At 38.3% G+C, this 17,566-nt stretch carries 15 protein-coding genes; 10 read left to right on the top strand and 5 right to left on the bottom strand.

Features of this window, described 5'->3' with window-relative positions:
- Nucleotides 1-7: 7 nt before the first annotated feature.
- Entirely contained in the window at nucleotides 8-787 is a 780-nt protein-coding gene (locus BLQ56_RS16215) for a hypothetical protein (protein WP_090856631.1), read from the top strand.
- A gap of 145 nt (nucleotides 788-932) precedes the next feature.
- On the opposite strand, the gene BLQ56_RS16210 is transcribed toward BLQ56_RS16215, so the two are convergent.
- The 5 genes from BLQ56_RS16210 to BLQ56_RS16190 all read right to left on the bottom strand — a co-directional run bounded on the left by BLQ56_RS16210 (nucleotide 933) and on the right by BLQ56_RS16190 (nucleotide 5,674).
- A complete protein-coding gene (locus BLQ56_RS16210) occupies nucleotides 933-1,421 on the bottom strand; it encodes a sigma-70 family RNA polymerase sigma factor (RefSeq protein ID WP_090856628.1) in 489 nt (162 codons plus the stop codon).
- Nucleotides 1,422-1,769: 348 nt separating this feature from the next.
- The gene (locus tag BLQ56_RS16205; protein WP_090856625.1) at nucleotides 1,770-2,786 is read right to left on the bottom strand and encodes an ABC transporter ATP-binding protein; all 1,017 of its coding nucleotides are present in this window, start codon (nucleotides 2,784-2,786) and stop codon (nucleotides 1,770-1,772) included.
- On the bottom strand, nucleotides 2,783-3,799 hold the full coding sequence (locus BLQ56_RS16200) for an ABC transporter ATP-binding protein (RefSeq protein WP_090856623.1): 1,017 nt from the start codon (nucleotides 3,797-3,799) through the stop codon (nucleotides 2,783-2,785). Before BLQ56_RS16200 ends, BLQ56_RS16205 begins: the two co-directional genes overlap by 4 nt.
- Before the next feature lie 14 nt (nucleotides 3,800-3,813).
- The gene (locus BLQ56_RS16195; protein ID WP_090856620.1) at nucleotides 3,814-4,737 is read right to left on the bottom strand and encodes an ABC transporter permease; all 924 of its coding nucleotides are present in this window, start codon (nucleotides 4,735-4,737) and stop codon (nucleotides 3,814-3,816) included.
- Between the two features lie 19 nt (nucleotides 4,738-4,756).
- Nucleotides 4,757-5,674, bottom strand: coding sequence for an ABC transporter permease (locus BLQ56_RS16190; RefSeq protein ID WP_386756477.1), 918 nt, complete (start codon nucleotides 5,672-5,674; stop codon nucleotides 4,757-4,759).
- A gap of 360 nt (nucleotides 5,675-6,034) precedes the next feature.
- On the opposite strand from BLQ56_RS16190, the gene BLQ56_RS16185 reads away from it, so the two are divergent.
- The 9 genes from BLQ56_RS16185 to BLQ56_RS16145 all read left to right on the top strand — a co-directional run bounded on the left by BLQ56_RS16185 (nucleotide 6,035) and on the right by BLQ56_RS16145 (nucleotide 17,410).
- Nucleotides 6,035-7,615, top strand: coding sequence for a glutathione ABC transporter substrate-binding protein (locus BLQ56_RS16185; protein ID WP_090856614.1), 1,581 nt, complete (start codon nucleotides 6,035-6,037; stop codon nucleotides 7,613-7,615).
- A 325-nt stretch (nucleotides 7,616-7,940) separates the two neighbouring features.
- Nucleotides 7,941-9,113 (top strand): beta-ketoacyl synthase N-terminal-like domain-containing protein, encoded by a 1,173-nt coding sequence (locus tag BLQ56_RS16180; protein WP_090856609.1) that lies wholly within the window; start codon nucleotides 7,941-7,943, stop codon nucleotides 9,111-9,113.
- A 13-nt stretch (nucleotides 9,114-9,126) separates the two neighbouring features.
- Nucleotides 9,127-11,529 carry a sensor domain-containing protein gene (locus BLQ56_RS16175; RefSeq protein WP_090856606.1) on the top strand — a complete coding sequence of 801 codons (2,403 nt, stop codon included), beginning with the start codon at nucleotides 9,127-9,129 and terminating at the stop codon, nucleotides 11,527-11,529.
- Between the two features lie 231 nt (nucleotides 11,530-11,760).
- Nucleotides 11,761-12,321 (top strand): RNA polymerase sigma factor, encoded by a 561-nt coding sequence (locus BLQ56_RS16170; protein WP_090856603.1) that lies wholly within the window; start codon nucleotides 11,761-11,763, stop codon nucleotides 12,319-12,321.
- On the top strand, nucleotides 12,318-13,061 hold the full coding sequence (locus BLQ56_RS16165) for an anti-sigma factor (protein WP_090856599.1): 744 nt from the start codon (nucleotides 12,318-12,320) through the stop codon (nucleotides 13,059-13,061). The genes BLQ56_RS16170 and BLQ56_RS16165 overlap by 4 nt, the downstream gene beginning before the upstream one ends.
- Before the next feature lie 132 nt (nucleotides 13,062-13,193).
- On the top strand, nucleotides 13,194-13,829 hold the full coding sequence (locus BLQ56_RS16160) for a class F sortase (protein WP_090856596.1): 636 nt from the start codon (nucleotides 13,194-13,196) through the stop codon (nucleotides 13,827-13,829).
- 79 nt (nucleotides 13,830-13,908) lie between these two features.
- Nucleotides 13,909-15,255 carry a copper amine oxidase gene (locus BLQ56_RS16155; protein WP_238457293.1) on the top strand — a complete coding sequence of 449 codons (1,347 nt, stop codon included), beginning with the start codon at nucleotides 13,909-13,911 and terminating at the stop codon, nucleotides 15,253-15,255.
- A gap of 216 nt (nucleotides 15,256-15,471) precedes the next feature.
- Nucleotides 15,472-16,758, top strand: a complete 1,287-nt coding sequence (locus BLQ56_RS16150; RefSeq protein ID WP_175490342.1) for a diguanylate cyclase domain-containing protein — start codon at nucleotides 15,472-15,474, stop codon at nucleotides 16,756-16,758.
- A 214-nt stretch (nucleotides 16,759-16,972) separates the two neighbouring features.
- A complete protein-coding gene (locus BLQ56_RS16145; protein WP_090856590.1) occupies nucleotides 16,973-17,410 on the top strand; it encodes a MarR family winged helix-turn-helix transcriptional regulator in 438 nt (145 codons plus the stop codon).
- Nucleotides 17,411-17,566 lie beyond the last annotated feature (156 nt).

The following is a 17,566-nucleotide window of genomic DNA, read 5'->3' as shown; positions in this document are numbered from 1 at the left end:
TGAACAAATGAAAGGCTGTTTAGTAACTTTCGGTGGTATTCTTTTATTATTTATTGGTGTGATTTTTTATGACTATATTTATTACGATCTTACTAGTTTTCGAGCAACAGATGCAGCTGAAAAATACCTTGAGAGTAAGTATGATGAGGAATTTGAGTTGAAGGAAGCGGAATATTCGAAGATTCTTGGTGAACGTGATGGTTCATATCAGATAGAGGCTAACCCAATCGCTAATCCACATATACCGATACAAATCCATGTTACTGAGTCGAGTGAGATTTTAAGTGACAATTATGCCGAAAGTAAGTGGCGCTTTGAGCTAAATGAACAGTTAAATTCGTACATAGGTCAATTCACAGATTCGTTTTTGTTAATGGCAAACGTTTCAATACCAGAGGATGTACGGAAAAAGTATAGTGTTACAAAGCAATATGAAGAAATCGCCCAGCAGCATTCAGGCAAATTAAATCATATTCTTTTTTTGCATGTTTTACGAGATCCAACTGGTAAGGTAGAAGCGGAGTTGGAGTGGTTATACAAGGTAGTCACTTATTTACAGAATCAAAGCCTAGGAAGATTTTCAATTAAGGTCCATTTTTACTCGGAAACGTTTCTGGAGGGTCTGTCAGAAGAAGCTCAGACATTATCATATACTGAGTTTGAAGACCAATATAAGTTCGAGGGGAGAAGTTATATATTCACATATTCCTCTGAGAGTGCAAAGAGTAATGTTGAAAAATTGGAGGGGCCAGAGAATTTAAAGGAATTTATGAGTGAGGTAAAATAATAGCAGGGGAAGGTTTTTTGGATTTCAAGAACATATAGATAAGTTGAAAGAGGCTGGGACATAACTAAAGTGTTTTACTGAATTTCCGGATTTCATGTAATTAAAACACGTTTGTCTCGGCCTCTCTCTATTCATTGCGAGATTACTAGTTTAGAATATTCATCCTCATTTTTTTGATAGCTGCCCTGCCCCAGGATTTCACTGCATCTGTTGTTACTTCTTCTTCTTTAGCGATATCAATAATTCGTTTATCCTCGATAATTCGTTTCTGTACCCATTTACGTTGATTATCTGATAAGCCTGTACAGTAATGCTCCATTGTGTCACTTTCGAAGGGAAGATTCGGGTTTGGATCTTCTAGATGGAATCCTTCCTCTGACGGCAAGCCTTGGCAAAAACGATCATAGAATTGATTTTCCTTTGTTAAATATTCTAGCAATCTGCCTCGGATTGTGCTGTATGCAAAGGTAGAAAACCCTCCTTTCTTAGGGTCAAAGCGACAATGTGCCTCCCACAATGCAATTAATCCTATTTGGTAGAAGGCCTCGTGATCACGATACAGGTGTAATTTTTTCATAATGGTAAGAATAAGTGGTTTATAGTCATCTACTAGCTTTTCGAAGGGTTGGCTCAATGTAAAAGTTCCTTAAAAAAAGCGCGCTTTTTAATATTCCGTCGGTAGTTCTAAAGTAAATGAATTTCATGGGTTCGTCTAAATGGCAAGTGTGTTGTTTGATGGGGGGAGCATGCGGCGTAAATAACGTTTCATAAGAACATACGTGAAGTTTAAGGGGAGAACAGTGGGGGATATGTAGAGTAAGTATAGAATTTGGGAAGTGGGGACGGTTCTCGTGCACCACTTAAAAGAGATACTAGATTTGCATGAGGCCTTAGTACACCACTCAAAATGAGACGCGAGAACCGTCCCCATGCACCACCCATGCACCCCCACCAAACCTAAAAAAACAGATAGGGGATGCCCCTATCTGTTTGCTTGTAATGAGAGTTCTGCTAGATTAATTTTTCCATCTTCAACTAGGTGACATGCAGCTTGTTGTTCTCCATCGACATGGTGGAGTTTCGGCTCTTCTGTACGACAACGGTCAAAGGCGAAAGGACAACGAGTGTGGAACCTACATCCTGATGGAGGATTGATAGGTGAAGGAACATCACCTTTTAGTATGATTCTTTCTTTCTTTTCTCCAATATTTGTACTAGGAATTGCAGATAGTAAAGCATATGTGTATGGATGCTGTGGGTTTTCGAACAATGATTTCTTGTCAGCAATCTCTACTATTTTTCCTAAATACATCACGATGATACGATCTGAAATATGACGAACAACTCCAAGGTCATGTGAGATGAACAAGTAAGTTAATTGGAATTTTCGTTGCAAGTCTTTTAATAGATTTAGTACTTGTGCTTGAATGGAAACATCTAACGCTGATACAGCTTCATCACAAATAATTAACTTAGGATTTACTGATAAAGCTCTGGCAATTCCGACACGTTGGCGCTGACCACCACTAAATTCATGTGGATGACGATCAATTTGATGTGCGCCAATTCCAACCGTCTGAAGCAATTCCTCAATTACTTTTCGACGCTCATTCTTAGGAACGACATTTTGAATTTCCATCGCTTCTTCTAAAATTTGGCTGACTGTTTGTCTTGGATTTAATGACGCATAAGGATCTTGAAAGATAATTTGAAGATCATTTCGTTTCTTTCTCATTTCCTTTTTGTTTAAGCTCAATAAATCTTCTCCATCAAACATAACTTCTCCAGCATAAGGATTGTCTAGACGAAGGATTGCTCGACCTGTGGTTGATTTACCACAGCCAGACTCTCCAACAATACTAACCGTTTCGCCTTCTTTAACGGAAAAACTAATATCATCTACAGCTTTTACATGGTTGATTGTTCGTCCTAAGACTCCACCTTTAATAGGGAAGTATTGCTTGAGGTTTTTAACCTCTAGTAAGTTTTTTGTACTCATGGCTGAGGAACCTCCTCTTTTTCCCATTTCTCAGTATACATCCAGCAACGAACCTGATCCCCTTTGTTGATCTCCAACAACTCAGGTAATTCCGTCTTACAAATCTCACGAGCATGTTCACATCTTGGTGCAAATCGACAGCCTTGTGGAAGTGAAAATGGACTTGGAACAGACCCAGGGATAACAGCAAGGTCACCTTCGTAATCTCGGTCATGCTTTGGTACAGAATTGATTAGTCCAACCGTATATGGATGTTTAGGCTCAGTAAACAGTGTTTTCACATCTGCATACTCGACAACCTTCCCACAGTACATAACCGCAACATAATCACACATCTCAGCAACAACACCTAGATCATGTGTAATCATCATGAGGGAAGTGCCTAGCTCTTGTTGAAGTTTCTTAATTAAATCAAGGATTTGTGCTTGAATGGTTACATCTAGCGCAGTCGTAGGTTCATCTGCAATAAGTAGCTCTGGATTACAAGCTAGCGCAATCGCAATCATCACACGCTGACGCATTCCACCTGATAATTCGAAAGGATACTGCTTCGCGCGCTTCTCGGGTGATGGAATACCAACAAGCGTTAGCATTTCAACCGCTTTCGCCCATGCATCTTTCCGGTTTAATTTTTGATGAATTCGAATCGATTCTGAAATTTGTTCCCCACAGGTTAAGGTAGGGTTCAGTGAGGTCATCGGCTCTTGGAAAATCATCGAAATATTATTCCCGCGAATACCCATCATTTGTTTCTTGGTTTTGTCGAGTAGATTTTCCCCTTTGAAAAGAATTTCTCCACCAACAATTTTACCAGTTGTTTCTTCTAGCAAACGAAGAATCGATAAGGATGTAATACTTTTTCCTGACCCAGATTCCCCTACAACTCCAAGGGTTTTCCCTTTTTCTATTGTAAAATCAACGCCATCTACTGCTTTTACTTCGCCCTCATCTGTAAAAAAGGAGGTACGTAGATTGATTACTTCTAAGATATTATCGTTTTTCGCTATAGTCATTCTATTCAACCTCCTTAATTCAAGTCAATTCGTTTGTTAATGAGGCGGTACGTAATATCAACAAGGAAGTTAACAAGTACAAATAGGACCGCACAAACGAGAATGGTACCTTGCACCATTGGAAAATCATGCGCACGGATCGAGTCAATAATTAAACGTCCAAGACCGTTGATTGCAAATACAGTTTCAGTAATGATTGCTCCGCCTAGTAAACCACCAAACTGTAATCCTACGATTGTCACGACAGGAACTAGTGCATTACGTAGAGCATGCTTATAAATAACAAGACGATCACTCACACCTTTTGCATAGGCAGTACGGATATAATCCTGATTGATTACCTCTAACATACTTGAGCGAGTCATCCTTGCGATAATCGCTGCTCCACCTGTTCCTAATGTGATCGCTGGTAGAATAATATGTTCCCAGGTTCCCCAACCTGCAACAGGAAGGACTCCAAGATTAACGGAAAATAAATAAATCAACATAATACCAAGCCAGAAGTTTGGCATAGAAAGCCCGAATAATGCAACAAGCATAATACCGACATCAGTAAGAGAGTATTTTCGGGTAGCTGAAATGATTCCTGCAATTAACCCGAGTAAAACAGCAGCTGCTGTCCCTATAAGTGCTAACTGAACCGTAATGGCAAAACGGGAAGCGAAAATTTCTTCTGCTACTGGACGAGAAGTTCTGATTGATGTCCCTAAATCACCTTGAACGGCATTTGTGAGAAATCGAAAATATTGAACATGAAGTGGGTCATTTAGACCTAAGTTTTCACGCATTTGTTCAACTTGCTCTGGATTTGCATTTTCTCCTGCCATAATTTTTGCTGCGTCACCAGGGATCAGGTGCATCATCAAAAATACAGCTAATGTAACCCCAATCATAACGGGGATGGTTTGAAATAGTCTTCTAAGGATGAATACGAGCATTTAGTTCACCTTCCCTTCATTATTTTCTAGTTTTTGGATCTAACGCATCACGGAGACCGTCTCCGAATAAATTGAATCCAATAACTACTACTAATATAACTAATCCTGGAAACAGAGTGATATATGGTGCCTGACGGATATATGATCTTCCTTCACTCAACATCGTTCCCCATTCAGGATCTGGTGGTTGTGTTCCCATTCCAAGGAATGAAAGTGCTGCAGCAGTAATAATCGCTGACGCAATATAAAGTGTTGATTGAACAATAATAGGTGAAACGATATTTGGGAGGATATGTTTAAAAATAATTCTGAAATCTGTAGCTCCCATCGCTCTAATCGCATCAATGTACTCTAGCTTTTTGACTGTCAAAGTAGATCCTCGTACAATTCTAGCAAATGTTGGAACCGCGAAAAACGCAATCGCTATAATAACATTTGTTGTACTAGCTCCTAAAATACTAACGATCGCTAAGGCCAATAAGATTCCTGGGAAAGCTAGTAAAATATCACAAATTCTCATGATTAATGAATCAATCCATCTTCCATAATAACCAGCAACAATTCCTAGCACGATTCCGACAGCTGCTCCTAGAAGAGTGGATAAAACACCGACAGTTAAGGAAATCCTAGATCCATGAAGCAAGCGACTTAGAATATCTCTCCCTTTATCATCTGTACCAAACCAATGTTCTGCTGATGGTGTTTGCAATTTATTGGCAATATCTATGGTGTTTGGGTTATATGGTGCAATCGCTGGAGCTAATAAAGCAAGCAATACAAATACTGACACAATTATTGCACCTGCAAGTGCAGCTTTATTCTTAGCTAACTTCTTATAAAACTGCTTCGATGCAGTGAGCCTTGTACTCTGCTCACTTACAGGAATTGTTGTTGAAGATGTTGGTTGTAGCTCTGGTTGGCTCATCCTTAATCCCATCCTTTCATTCTTTAATTTTCTGTTACAAATTTTTTACACAGATAGGTATATAATACCGAGTCCATATAAATATTACAATAGTATGATTACTATATTTTTATAGAGTTTAATATCGTTGTTCGTTTTTTTAAAAATTCCCAAAATTCACTAAGGTAGAGTGAATTTTGCTATGTTTGTTAAAAAATCTGACAAACTTTATTATACTGGAAAAATGTTTACTTTATTGCTTTATGGCTAAAAAGTACTAAAATGTTAAAAAAATTAAGCGAAATTTATTGATGGTTTGTAATTTTTCGATTATTATAAACAAGGACCATGTAATCATGGGATTAATTAAGAAAAGAAATAGGGGGTTTTAGCATGAAGACAAAAAAGAATGTTTTCCTTATGCTTATGCTTGCATTTGTACTTGCATTAGCGGCATGTGGAAACAATGACAACACAACTGAAGAAAATTCAGGCAATGAGAGTGAAGAAACACCGGCTGTTCAAGAAGGTGGGGAGTTAGTATTCGTTACTCCTTCTGATGCTCCGACATTAGATCCTCATGGAATGAATGATACAGCGACAACAAATGCTACAACTCAAATTTTTGACCGTTTAACTGAATATGCAGAGGACGGTTCTGTTGTAGGTTCACTTGCAGAAGAATTCACTGCTGTTGATGATACAACTTGGGAATTCAAATTACGTCAAGGCGTTAAATTCCACGATGGAACAGATTTCACAGCAGATGCTGTTAAAATGAGCCTTGAGCGCTTAATTGATCCAGAGTTTGCATCTCCACGTGCAGTTGTTCTAAATATGATTTCTGAGATCGTTGTTGTTGACGATCATACTGTTCAAATCAAAACAGCTGAGCCTTTTGCTCCACTTCCGGCTCACTTAGCACATAATGCAGGTTCTATCATTGCGCCTTCTGCAATTGAAGAAGAAAACAATGGTGGAAAAAAGGTTGACGAAAATCCAGTAGGTACAGGTCCATTCAAATTTGATTCATGGAACCGTGGTGCTGAAATTAAATTTGTTAAGTTTGAAGATTACTGGGGTGAAGCTCCAAAGGTTGACTCTGTAGTATTCAAAGTTATCCCAGAACAAGCTACTCGTGTAGCAATGCTTGAAACAGGTGAAGCACATGTAATGTTAGTTGGTTCATCTGATGTAACAACTGTAGAAACAATTGACGGAATTGAGCTTGATCGTGTTAAGGGTACTCGTATGGACTATGTTGGTTTCAACATGAACAAAGAGCCATTTAACAACGAAAAAGTACGTCAAGCAATTGCAATGGCAATTAACAAAGACGATATCGTTAATGGAATTCTTGATGGTCAAGGTGTACCTGCTGTAGGTCCACTTGCACCAACTGTTGTTGGGAATTCTCAAGATTTAAAGCCACTTGAATTTGATGTAGAAGCAGCGAAAGCTTTATTAGCAGAAGCTGGATTTGAAGATGGATTCGAGACAACTCTTTATGTAAACGAAGGAAGTAAAGAACGTGCTGACATCGGTGTATTAGTTCAAGCTCAATTAGCTGAAATTGGCATTGACGTTAAAATCGAAACAATCGAGTGGGGTACTTTCTTAGAAAAGACTGGTGCAGGCGAGCATGAAATGTTTGTACTTGGTTGGACAACTGTAACAGGTGATGCTGACTACGGTCTATACGCTCTATTCCATTCTTCAATGCATGGATCACCTGGTAACCGTTCATTCTATACAAATGAAACTGTAGATGCTTTATTAGAAAAAGGTCGTACATCTACAGATCAAGAAGAACGTAATGCTGCATATGCAGAAGTATCACAAATCTTAATCGATGAAGCTCCAATGGTTTACCTACAACACCCAGACTTCGTTCATGGTATGAACGGAATCGATGGACTGTTCGTAAACTTCAGCGGAACTCCATTCTTCCACAATGTAGGATTAACAAAATAATTAAACCAAAAAACCCCTATTTCATCCCGAAATAGGGGTTTTTGGTGCATGGGGACGGTTCTGATGTCTCATTCCCATTGGTCCTACCGTTCGATGATTCGAAATACCCCCCCAACACTTTCGAGTCAGATAACTCTCTCCTTTGTTCCTCTTAAATCCGCAAAAGGATAATCAAAACTAGCTTATTTAAGGTATACCGGTCCAACTTTTCCAATTAGAGTAAGTAATAAAAAAAATAATGTCGAAATATAATAGATTAGAAAGAATGAAGTCGATATAATAGAAGAAGTACAAAACCATATTAATTTCAGAGGATGATCTAAACTTGGATAGCATAGTGATTACAGGTTACGGAATGAAAATTCCTGGCGCGAATGATAAGGAAAGTTTTCATAGAGTCCTAGAAGAAGGGATCTCGACACTATCTGTGCTTGAGGGTGTTGGCCAAGGTCAGTCAAATATTGTGGCTGGTGTAATTGAAGGTGATTTTCTTCAATTAGGAGAACGAAATTACAAAAGGTATCCAAGATCAACAAGATTGGCTATAGCCGCTGCTAGTGATGCAGTAAAAATGGCAAATTTATCTTATGATCCATATAGAATAGCAGTTATTATAGGGACTTCAGCAGGTGCGATACTGGAAATCGAGCAGTATTCATCAGTTGCATTAGATTTGAAAAAATATCCTTTACAAGGGGTTTCGCTTGTTGATAGCCATACTCTTTCAGCTTCGGTAGCTGAGAATATTGGCACACGTGGCCCAACTTTTACAATAACAACTGGTTGTACAGCTAGCATTGATGCCATTTTAATGGCAAAGCTATTACTTCAATCCGGCCAAGTAGATGCTTGTGTAGTTGGAGGGGCGGATGCGCCTTTAGGTCAGTGGAGTATTAATGGCTTCACAAAGATGAGATCAATCGCATCTAATGTGTCAATTGACCAGACAGGTGTGCCTTTCTCTCAAGATCATCATGGGTTTGCCATTTCAGAAGGGGCTGGAGTATTAATTCTCGAACGTGAGGAACATGCAGTGAGACATGGTAAGACGATTTATGGCCACATTTCAAACGTCCTTTCTCGAAATGAAGGAAGGCCGATTTTACAGTCTGATGAAACCGGTCAAGAAATGCTACAAGCTTACAAGGACACACTTGGGGAAACGATTCCATGTTATGTCAATAGCCAAGCACTAGGCTTGAAAGTAAATGATCGAATTGAAGCATATATTCATAGAGAGAGCTTTAAGCCAACGGTTCCAATTACTTCTATTAAAGGAATGATCGGTCATTCCTTTGCAGCGATGGGGACTATTCAAGTTATTTCTGCTTTGATTTCCATGGAATATGGATTCATACCTCCTACCATCAAAACAGCAGGGAAAGGCTTTGAGGATTTACCAATTGTTTATGAAACGAGCTATCAACCTGTAAATATAGTAAGTATTACAACACATGGAAATAGTGGTAATAATGCTTGTTTAGTACTTACTAAATAGGGAGGATTTTTAAGTGTTTTTTCTATTCTTAGTTTTAGTAGCCCTTATTCCACTGTGTATAGGGGTCTCGATTTTCTTTATGTTTAAAAAAAGCAAGCTTGCAAAGGTGTTGTTTTTATTTTTAATATTAGCGTCAATTTGGCAAATTGATGTAGCTTTCTTATTTTCCTATGGCATTTTTCCGATTGATACGATTGATTTCTTTTTTCGTCTCTTACGAATAGGTTCAATTATGCTTACGCCAACCTTATTTTATGTAGGATACACGATTACTCAGCAAGAGATTCCAATGCTTTTTAAAAGTAAATGGCGCTATATCATGAATCGCAAGACAGTTATTGTCTTTTATGGTTGGAGTTTTATTGTGTATTTAGTTGGTTGGAGTAAAAATGGAATTGCTTCATTAAAGATCATCCAACCGAATGAAGCCTTCCATTTCTACTTTCCGACATACGGAAATTTATCTTGGATTTTTGACACGAATGTGTTGATGTTTGTCATTAGTATTATCGCTTGTTTTTTTATTGGAAAACAGATTAAGCAAGCTAATCTACGGTCTTTTCTTTTGCATTTTATTTTTACGACAGCTGTAGGTTATAGCATTGGGATCTTAAATATGTATCCTGAAGCTAAGCTGTTTCCTAGTGCAGTCGCTGTGTTGGTTTTTGCGATTTCACTTTTAATCCTATCTAATCGAATGCACCTTAATATTGTAAAAGAAATGAATAATGAGCTAGATCAACAGAGAACGTTCTTAAGAAATGTCATAGACCTCAATCCTAATTATATATACGCAAAGGACCAAGAAGGTCGATATTCACTAGCTAACCTTTCGTTTGCAAAGCTATATGGGAAAGAAATTGATGAGATTATCGGGAAAACTGAATTTGATATACAGGATGATAAACTGTTGGCAAAGGAGATTTTTCAAAGAGATCAGACAATCCTTGCTGAATCAAAGGGTGTGATGATTCCTGAGGAAGTTATTATTGATAAAAAAGGTAATATCAGGTGGCTGCAAACCTCTAAAATTCCGATTAAAACGAATGAAACTACTGTTCTATTAGGTGTTTCCAATGATATTACCGAGCGTAAATATCATGAAGACGAAATCACTTATCAAGCAAACCATGATGTGACAACAGGTTTAGCGAATAGAAGGCTTTTTAATGAGGATCTAACTACTTTATTTAAAAAGAATAATTCAGAACTAAATAGTGCTGTTATCATGTTGATTGACCTAGATCGGTTTAAATATATTAATGATACCCTTGGACATGATGTTGGGGACTTATTATTAATTGAGGTTGCAAAGAGACTTGAAATGTTCCTAGTCGAAAATAAGCTTACGAACGCGAAGGTTTACAGAGTAGGTGGGGATGAATTTACACTAGTATTCCCTAATTGTACGAAAGCTGAATCAATTGAATATGCTACGTCAATTTTACAGGAATTTAAAAAGGGATTTTCGTTTGGGGAAATGGAATATTATATTACTCCGAGTATCGGCGTCTCCTTATATCCTGAAGATGGGCGTGATGCAAAAACATTAATGAAAAATGCGGATACCGCGATGTACTATATAAAGGAACGAGAAAAGAATAATTTTAAGTTATTTACTGAAGATATGAATTATCATTTTTACAGAAAGATGATGATTGAGAAAGAACTAAGAGAAGCGGTTGAAAGAAATGAGTTTGAGCTTTATTATCAACCACTGGCGGATATCGATACAGGCTTAGTCTCTGGAATGGAGGCACTTCTACGCTGGAAGAACAAAACGCTGGGTGTTGTTTCACCTGCGGAATTTATCCCGATTGCAGAAGAAACAGGCCTTATCATTCCAATTGGTGAGTGGGTACTAAAATCAGCGTGTGAACAAGCCTTTAATTGGCAACAAATGGGATATAGACCATTGAAGGTAGGCGTCAATATTTCAATCAGACAGCTACTAGATAAGAATTTTCTGAAGAAAGTAGCGACGGTTGTAGAAAACTCTAAATTGGATCCTCGTTATATTGACTTAGAGGTGACAGAAAGTATTGCCATGCATGACTCAGATGAAATGATTTCAAAATTATACAGGTTAAAGGAAATCGGGGTAAGTCTTTCCATGGACGACTTCGGCACAGGGTATTCCTCACTGAGCTACCTTAAGAAATACCCATTAGATACGTTGAAAATTGATCAATCCTTTATTAGAAATATTACTAAAAAGAAAGATAATCAAGCAATCGTCAACAGTATCATCTCAATGGCAAAGCACCTTAACTTAAAAGTAACAGCCGAGGGAGTTGAAAATAAAGAAGAGTACCAATTTCTTAGCAACCTCCACTGTGACTTTGTTCAAGGATACGACATTAGCCGCCCTTTGAACGCAGAAGACTTCGAAAACAATATACTAGTAACAAATTAATGGTGCGCGGGGACGGTTCCCGTGCACCATTTTTTCATGTGACATGGGGACGGTTCTCATGCACCATTTTGATCCTATATGTAGATAGAGCATGAGACTTCGAGTACAATCTAGCATCGTCTGAATGAAACGCGAGAACCGTCCCCCTGCACCAATGCAGGCGCAAAAATACCTTCGATTTTCTTTTTTTATGCTATGATATCGTTAATAACACTAGAATAGGAGAATCGTATGAGTGAGAAGGATGTAGAACTTTATCATAGAATTCAACAAGGTGATAAGCACGCACTTGAACTGCTGTATGATCGTTATGAAAAACTACTATACTCTTTTTCCTTTAAGTTAACAGGTCAAAGGGAGTTGTCAGAAGAGGTTGTGCAAGAAGTGTTTATCAAGATTTGGACGAAAAAGGGAATCTATAATGAACATAAAGGGAAATTTTCCTCTTGGATTTTAACAGTTGCTCGAAATACGGGAATTGATATGATTCGAAAAAAGAAAGAGGTAACCTATTCAATAGAAGAACGTGATTCGATTTCCAGTCACGAGCCTTTAACAGAGGATCTTGTTGAATGGAAGGAAGAGGGTGCACGTATCAGGGACGCGATTTCAAGTTTAGCAAAGGAACAACGGGAAATTGTAGACTTGCTTTATTTTAAAGGCTTATCACAGCAGAAAATTGCAGATGCTTGTCAACTTCCTCTTGGTACGGTCAAAGGCAGGGTTCGGCTAGCATTACAGCATCTGAAGAAAAGACTGACCATCCATGAGAAAGGGGGGCAAAAATCATGAACCAAGTTGGTTGCGATGGGTTGCTAGATTATTTGAATGAGACAATTGATGAAGAAACAAAGAGAGCATTCGAACAACATATGGAAGGATGCGAAGATTGCCGAAATGAACTGTCTGAACTTCAGTCACTAACGGAGATCTTACCATTTGCTTCAGAACCGGTACCACCTCCAAGTGGAATGAAGTCTCGAATTTTAGAAAATGTATTTGCCACAGAACAAGAAGAAAAGATTAAACAGAACATAGAGCAAGCACCTTCTATCAAAAACGTTACGAATAAAAAGAGAAGCTGGTTAACCCCCTTGTTAGCTGCATCCTTATTGTTTTCATTACTAGGAAATAGCTACTATTTCCTAAATAAAAATAGCCCATCTGAAACACCTATCGTACAAGAAGGGACAGATAAGGTTATAAAAGTAGTTAACTTATCTCCATCAGAATCAATCAATGCAAATGCGATGGCATCGATGATTGATAAGGGCGATGAGATGGCATTGGTTATACAGGCAGACAGCTTAGCCCCTCTTAAAGGGACCGAAACCTATCAAGTATGGTTACTTGAAGATGGAAAACCATATCGGGCCGGAACATTTGTGCCAAATCAGGACGGAATAGGTGGCGTTTCATATATGGTGAAGGATGCGGGAGAACATTCATATGATACCATCGCAATCACCATTGAGCCAACAGCCGACAGCGAACTACCGCAAGGGGAAATTATTTTAAGCTCAGGACTATAATGTATCTTTTATTCAAGGAGAGGAAATTACCTCTCTTTTTTTTGCCTAAAAATAAAAATCCACTGATCCAATTCTAATGTTCATTCGTTTGCTTAATGATAAGACGTTAAATCCATTGAAGGGAGATCCTGTATGACAAAACGAATGAAAATGTTTTCGATTTTACTATGCGTTTACGTGATTTCAGGTTGTGATACTAGTGAACAGGTAGCTATGAGCCAACCAAAAGTTGAGTCTACAATGGTTGAGGAAAAAGTAGTACTGGCACCAGCTCCGTCACCTACTAATTCAAGTCCACCAATCATTCGGGATGAACGTGAGGGGATTATTCCGCTGACCATTGAAATTCCTTCAATTGGTGTCGAGGCTGAGGTTGAGGATGTTGGTCTTCTTGAAAATGGTCAAATGGCTGTACCTGAAGGGAGTGAAAATGTTGCTTGGTTTGAGCCTGGTCCAAAACCGGGAGAGCCTGGGAATTCGGTGATTGCTGGTCATGTTGATGATACTGTCAACCCGGCCGTATTTTACGACCTCCACAAAGTACAAATAGGTGAACATATTTACGTGACAGATCAACAAGGAAAAAGGCTGACCTTTTTGGTAAGAAAAAAAGAGATCTATCCTCGGACAGATGCTCCATTAGATGACATTTTTGGATTCACCTATCTTAGTATGTTGAATTTAATTACGTGTGAAGGTGAGTATGACCCCGAAACGACTGAAAGAGCAGAGAGATTAGTTGTTTTCGCAGAATTAGTTAAAAATTAATTTTTAAAAAAGTGATCCAAACATAGGGTAGGCATCGTTAGCTTAATGAAAAAAACAAACAAGGGGAGAGGTAGAAGAAATGAAAATGAAAACGAACTGGAAAAGAGCGTTAATAGCAGTACCTTTAAGTTTATCCTTACTTATACCAGCAGGAGGAATGGTGAGTGCGGCAAGCCAAGAATCGGTCCCTACGGTTTCGACACCTGGAGCAGATTTACGTTCTTCATTGGCACATTTATTAAGTGAACACGGATACTTAGCGATTGAAACAATGAGAAAGGGAGCGCAAGGAGCAGCTGATTTCGAGGCATCTGCAGCAGCATTAGATGAGAATACGGTAGATTTATCTAGTGCGATTGCTTCTGTATATGATGAAGAAGCGGGAGTCGCATTTGAAGAAATGTGGAGCGCGCATATTGGATTTTTTGTTGATTATGTAGTAGCCGTTGGAAAGAACGATGAGGCTGGAAAGAAAACCTCATTAGACGAATTATCTCAGTATAGACAGGATTTCTCGCAGTTTCTAGAAACAGCAACAGGAGAACGCTTGGAAGCAGGCGCACTTGCCGATGGTTTACAAATGCATGTAAACCAGCTAGTAGGGGCATTTGACAGCTATGTTGCAGGAGATTACAACAAGGCATATGAATATGAAAGAGAAGCCATTGGCCATATGCATATGGTTGCAAAAGGTTTATCAAGTGCAATTACTGATCAATTCCCAGAGAAATTTAATAATACGAAGGCAGTTACTCCAGCTGCAGATTTGAGAGCCGCACTAGATCACTTGTTATCTGAACATGCTGGGCTTGCGGCAATGGCGATGCAAAATGGAATTGATGGTTCAGATGATTTTGCTGCTTCTGCAGATGCATTAAATGCCAATACAGAGGACCTTGCGAAGGCAATTAGCTCGTTGTATGGTGAGGAAGCGGGTCAAGCCTTCAAAGAAATGTGGGAAAATCACATCGGATTCTTTGTGGATTATGTGAAAGCGACTGGAGCTAATGATGAAGAAGCAAAAGAGGCGGCACTATCGAACCTTGATAACTACCGTACCGAATTTTCAACATTTATTGAAACCGCAACAGAAGGAGAAGTTCCAGCCACTGCCTTAGCTGAAGGATTACAAATGCACGTCAATCAGTTAGTTGCTGCTTTCAATAGTTATATTGCGAAAGACTATGAAGCTGCCTATGAATCTATTCGTGAAGCATATGGCCAAATGTATGGAGCATCTAAGGCATTATCTGGAGGAATCGTTGCACAATCTCCTGACAAATTCGCAAGCCAAATGCCAACTGACATGCCTAAAACAGGACTAGTCCAACCAAGCACAGAAAAAAACAATATTCAGTGGGCACTGGTGCTTCTAGGACTATTCACAATTGCAACCGCAACTCGCGTCATCGCCCGAAAAAATTAAATGGAGCATGGGTGGTTCATGGGGACGGCTCTGCCGTCCCAATCGTGTTAAATTTAAAATGAGTTTGCTCATGGGGTGACTTTCCTTTTTTTTAAGATATTACCAACGAAAAGTTTGATAGTCTATTATTTCATTATCCTTTTTTGTCCTTTTTAGGTATAATATAGGATATTATACTTAATGTTTTGCACTCAACATGATACGGGGGATTGTCTGATGATATCGAAAAACCGTTATATCGTTCCTAACCAGACAGATTTTACAACCCTTGATGAACTAGAATTGATCTGGGAAAATACCAATGATGCCATCTTCTTGATTGCACCTAATGGCTCCGTGTTAAGGGCAAATCCAGCGTTCGAAGTAATTCTTGGTTTTAGCAGTGAAGAATTAAGAAATGATCCACAACCACCAATCATTCCTCAACACTTGATCAAGGATCAAAAGCCCTTTTTAGAAAAGATGAAAAAAGGTGAACGACTCAATTATTATGAAATCCAACGACTTACGAAAACAGGGGAATTATTAGATATTGTCGCTTCTTATTCGCCTGTCCTAAATCATGATGGCGAGTTATTATTTACGGTGGCTATGTACAAAGATGTGACAGAACAAGTTGCAGCACAAAAGAAGGTAAGGGAAAGCGAGGAAAAGTATCGATTCATTGCGGAAAATACATCTGATTTAATTATGATTTTAGATGAGGCAAAAATGATTACATATGTTTCTCCCTCGATAGTAGCATTGTTAAATGTCTTACCTGAGGATTGTATGAATAAATCGATCTCGGATTTCCTTTATGAGGAGGATGTTCCTCTTTTTATGGCATTGGTTGATACGGTAACGAAAAACAAAAAGACCTTACAATTAGAAGTTCGTTATAAAAGCGGGCATAATGAATTTTTGTGGATGGATGTAAAAGGTTCTTCTGTTGTCGAACAAGATAAGACGAGAACGATTATTGTCTCAAGGGACATAAGTGAACGTAAAAAGCATGAGGAAGAGCTAAGATATTTAGCTTTTCATGATACGTTAACAGGCCTTCCAAACCGTTATCACTTTAATGAATTATTAAATGATGAGATTAAAAAGTGTAGGAAAACCTCTAGTGATTTGGCTCTTATGTATCTTGATATTGATCTCTTTAAGAATGTGAATGATACACTTGGTCATGCTGGAGGAGATGCGGTTCTTATCGAATTTTCAAGGCGGATTAAACGTTCAATTCGATCGACCGATAAGGTCTGTCGTTTGAGTGGAGATGAGTTTGTTGTAATTATTTCAGAGCCTTTTAACCAAGACAATGTCCAAGCTATTGTGAAAAGAATACAAGCCGAAATTGAAAAACCAATGGTGTATGAAAATCAAAGCATCAACATAACAACATCAATTGGGATCTCTACATACAATGGTGAACTTTCTCCTGAGGAGATCGTAAAAAGAGCAGACCAAGCCCTTTATGAAGTTAAAGAAAATGGTAAAAACAACGTTTATTTTTGGTGAGACACGGGGACGGTTCTCATGCACCATTTTGTTTGTTTTAATAGAATATGAGAACTGTCCAGGTACACAAGTTTGAGATGAGGCATGAGAACCGTCCCCGTGAAGCAAATTAGTTGTATAGGCAACTACTTGTTGCTATAATGAAAACATCTTATGGTTGGGCAATAATCGTTATCATTTTCGGGACTAATTTCTACGCTGGGAGACCTTTTGGATGAAGAACTTTGTCAATGATTATATAGGTATTTTGATTCATCATACTGACTTAGCGTTAACGAGTTATGTTAAAGCGAAGCTAGAGCCCTTAAATATTGCACCTGAACAAAACTTAATCATGTTACTTCTATTGGAAAAGAACGGATTGACGCAAAATGAAATTGCTCAAAAACTGAACAAAGATAAAACCAATATTGCTCGTATGATCAGCAATCTTGAGAAAAAAGGTTTTATCCGAAGGCATGTTAATGAAGTTGATCGTCGTTCGCTCAATGTGTATCTTACCGATTGTGGGGAAAAACTAGGTGAAAAATTATATCCAATTGCTAGAGAACACAATCAGGTTGTCTGTTCTGGAATTTCCGAAGAAGAATTATTGATTGTTCAAAAAGTGTTGATGAAAATGAGAAGGAATGTAGAAAACAATGCTAAATAATTGATTACTCGTTTATTGAAACATTTTCGATAAAAAAGAGGTCTACACACGAAGTATAAAGCTGTTTTCTTAGCCATTTTAAACACAACAAGAATCCAATACATCCTAAGTAATATAGTTGCTATAACAACTATAAGAATGTAAGTATATTAATTT

The sequence above is a fragment of the Litchfieldia salsa genome (assembly GCF_900104555.1).
Lineage (GTDB): Bacteria > Bacillota > Bacilli > Bacillales > Bacillaceae_L > Litchfieldia > Litchfieldia salsa.
Note: the sequence above shows the minus strand (reverse complement) of the source record. Positions and strands in the feature narration are given on the sequence as shown.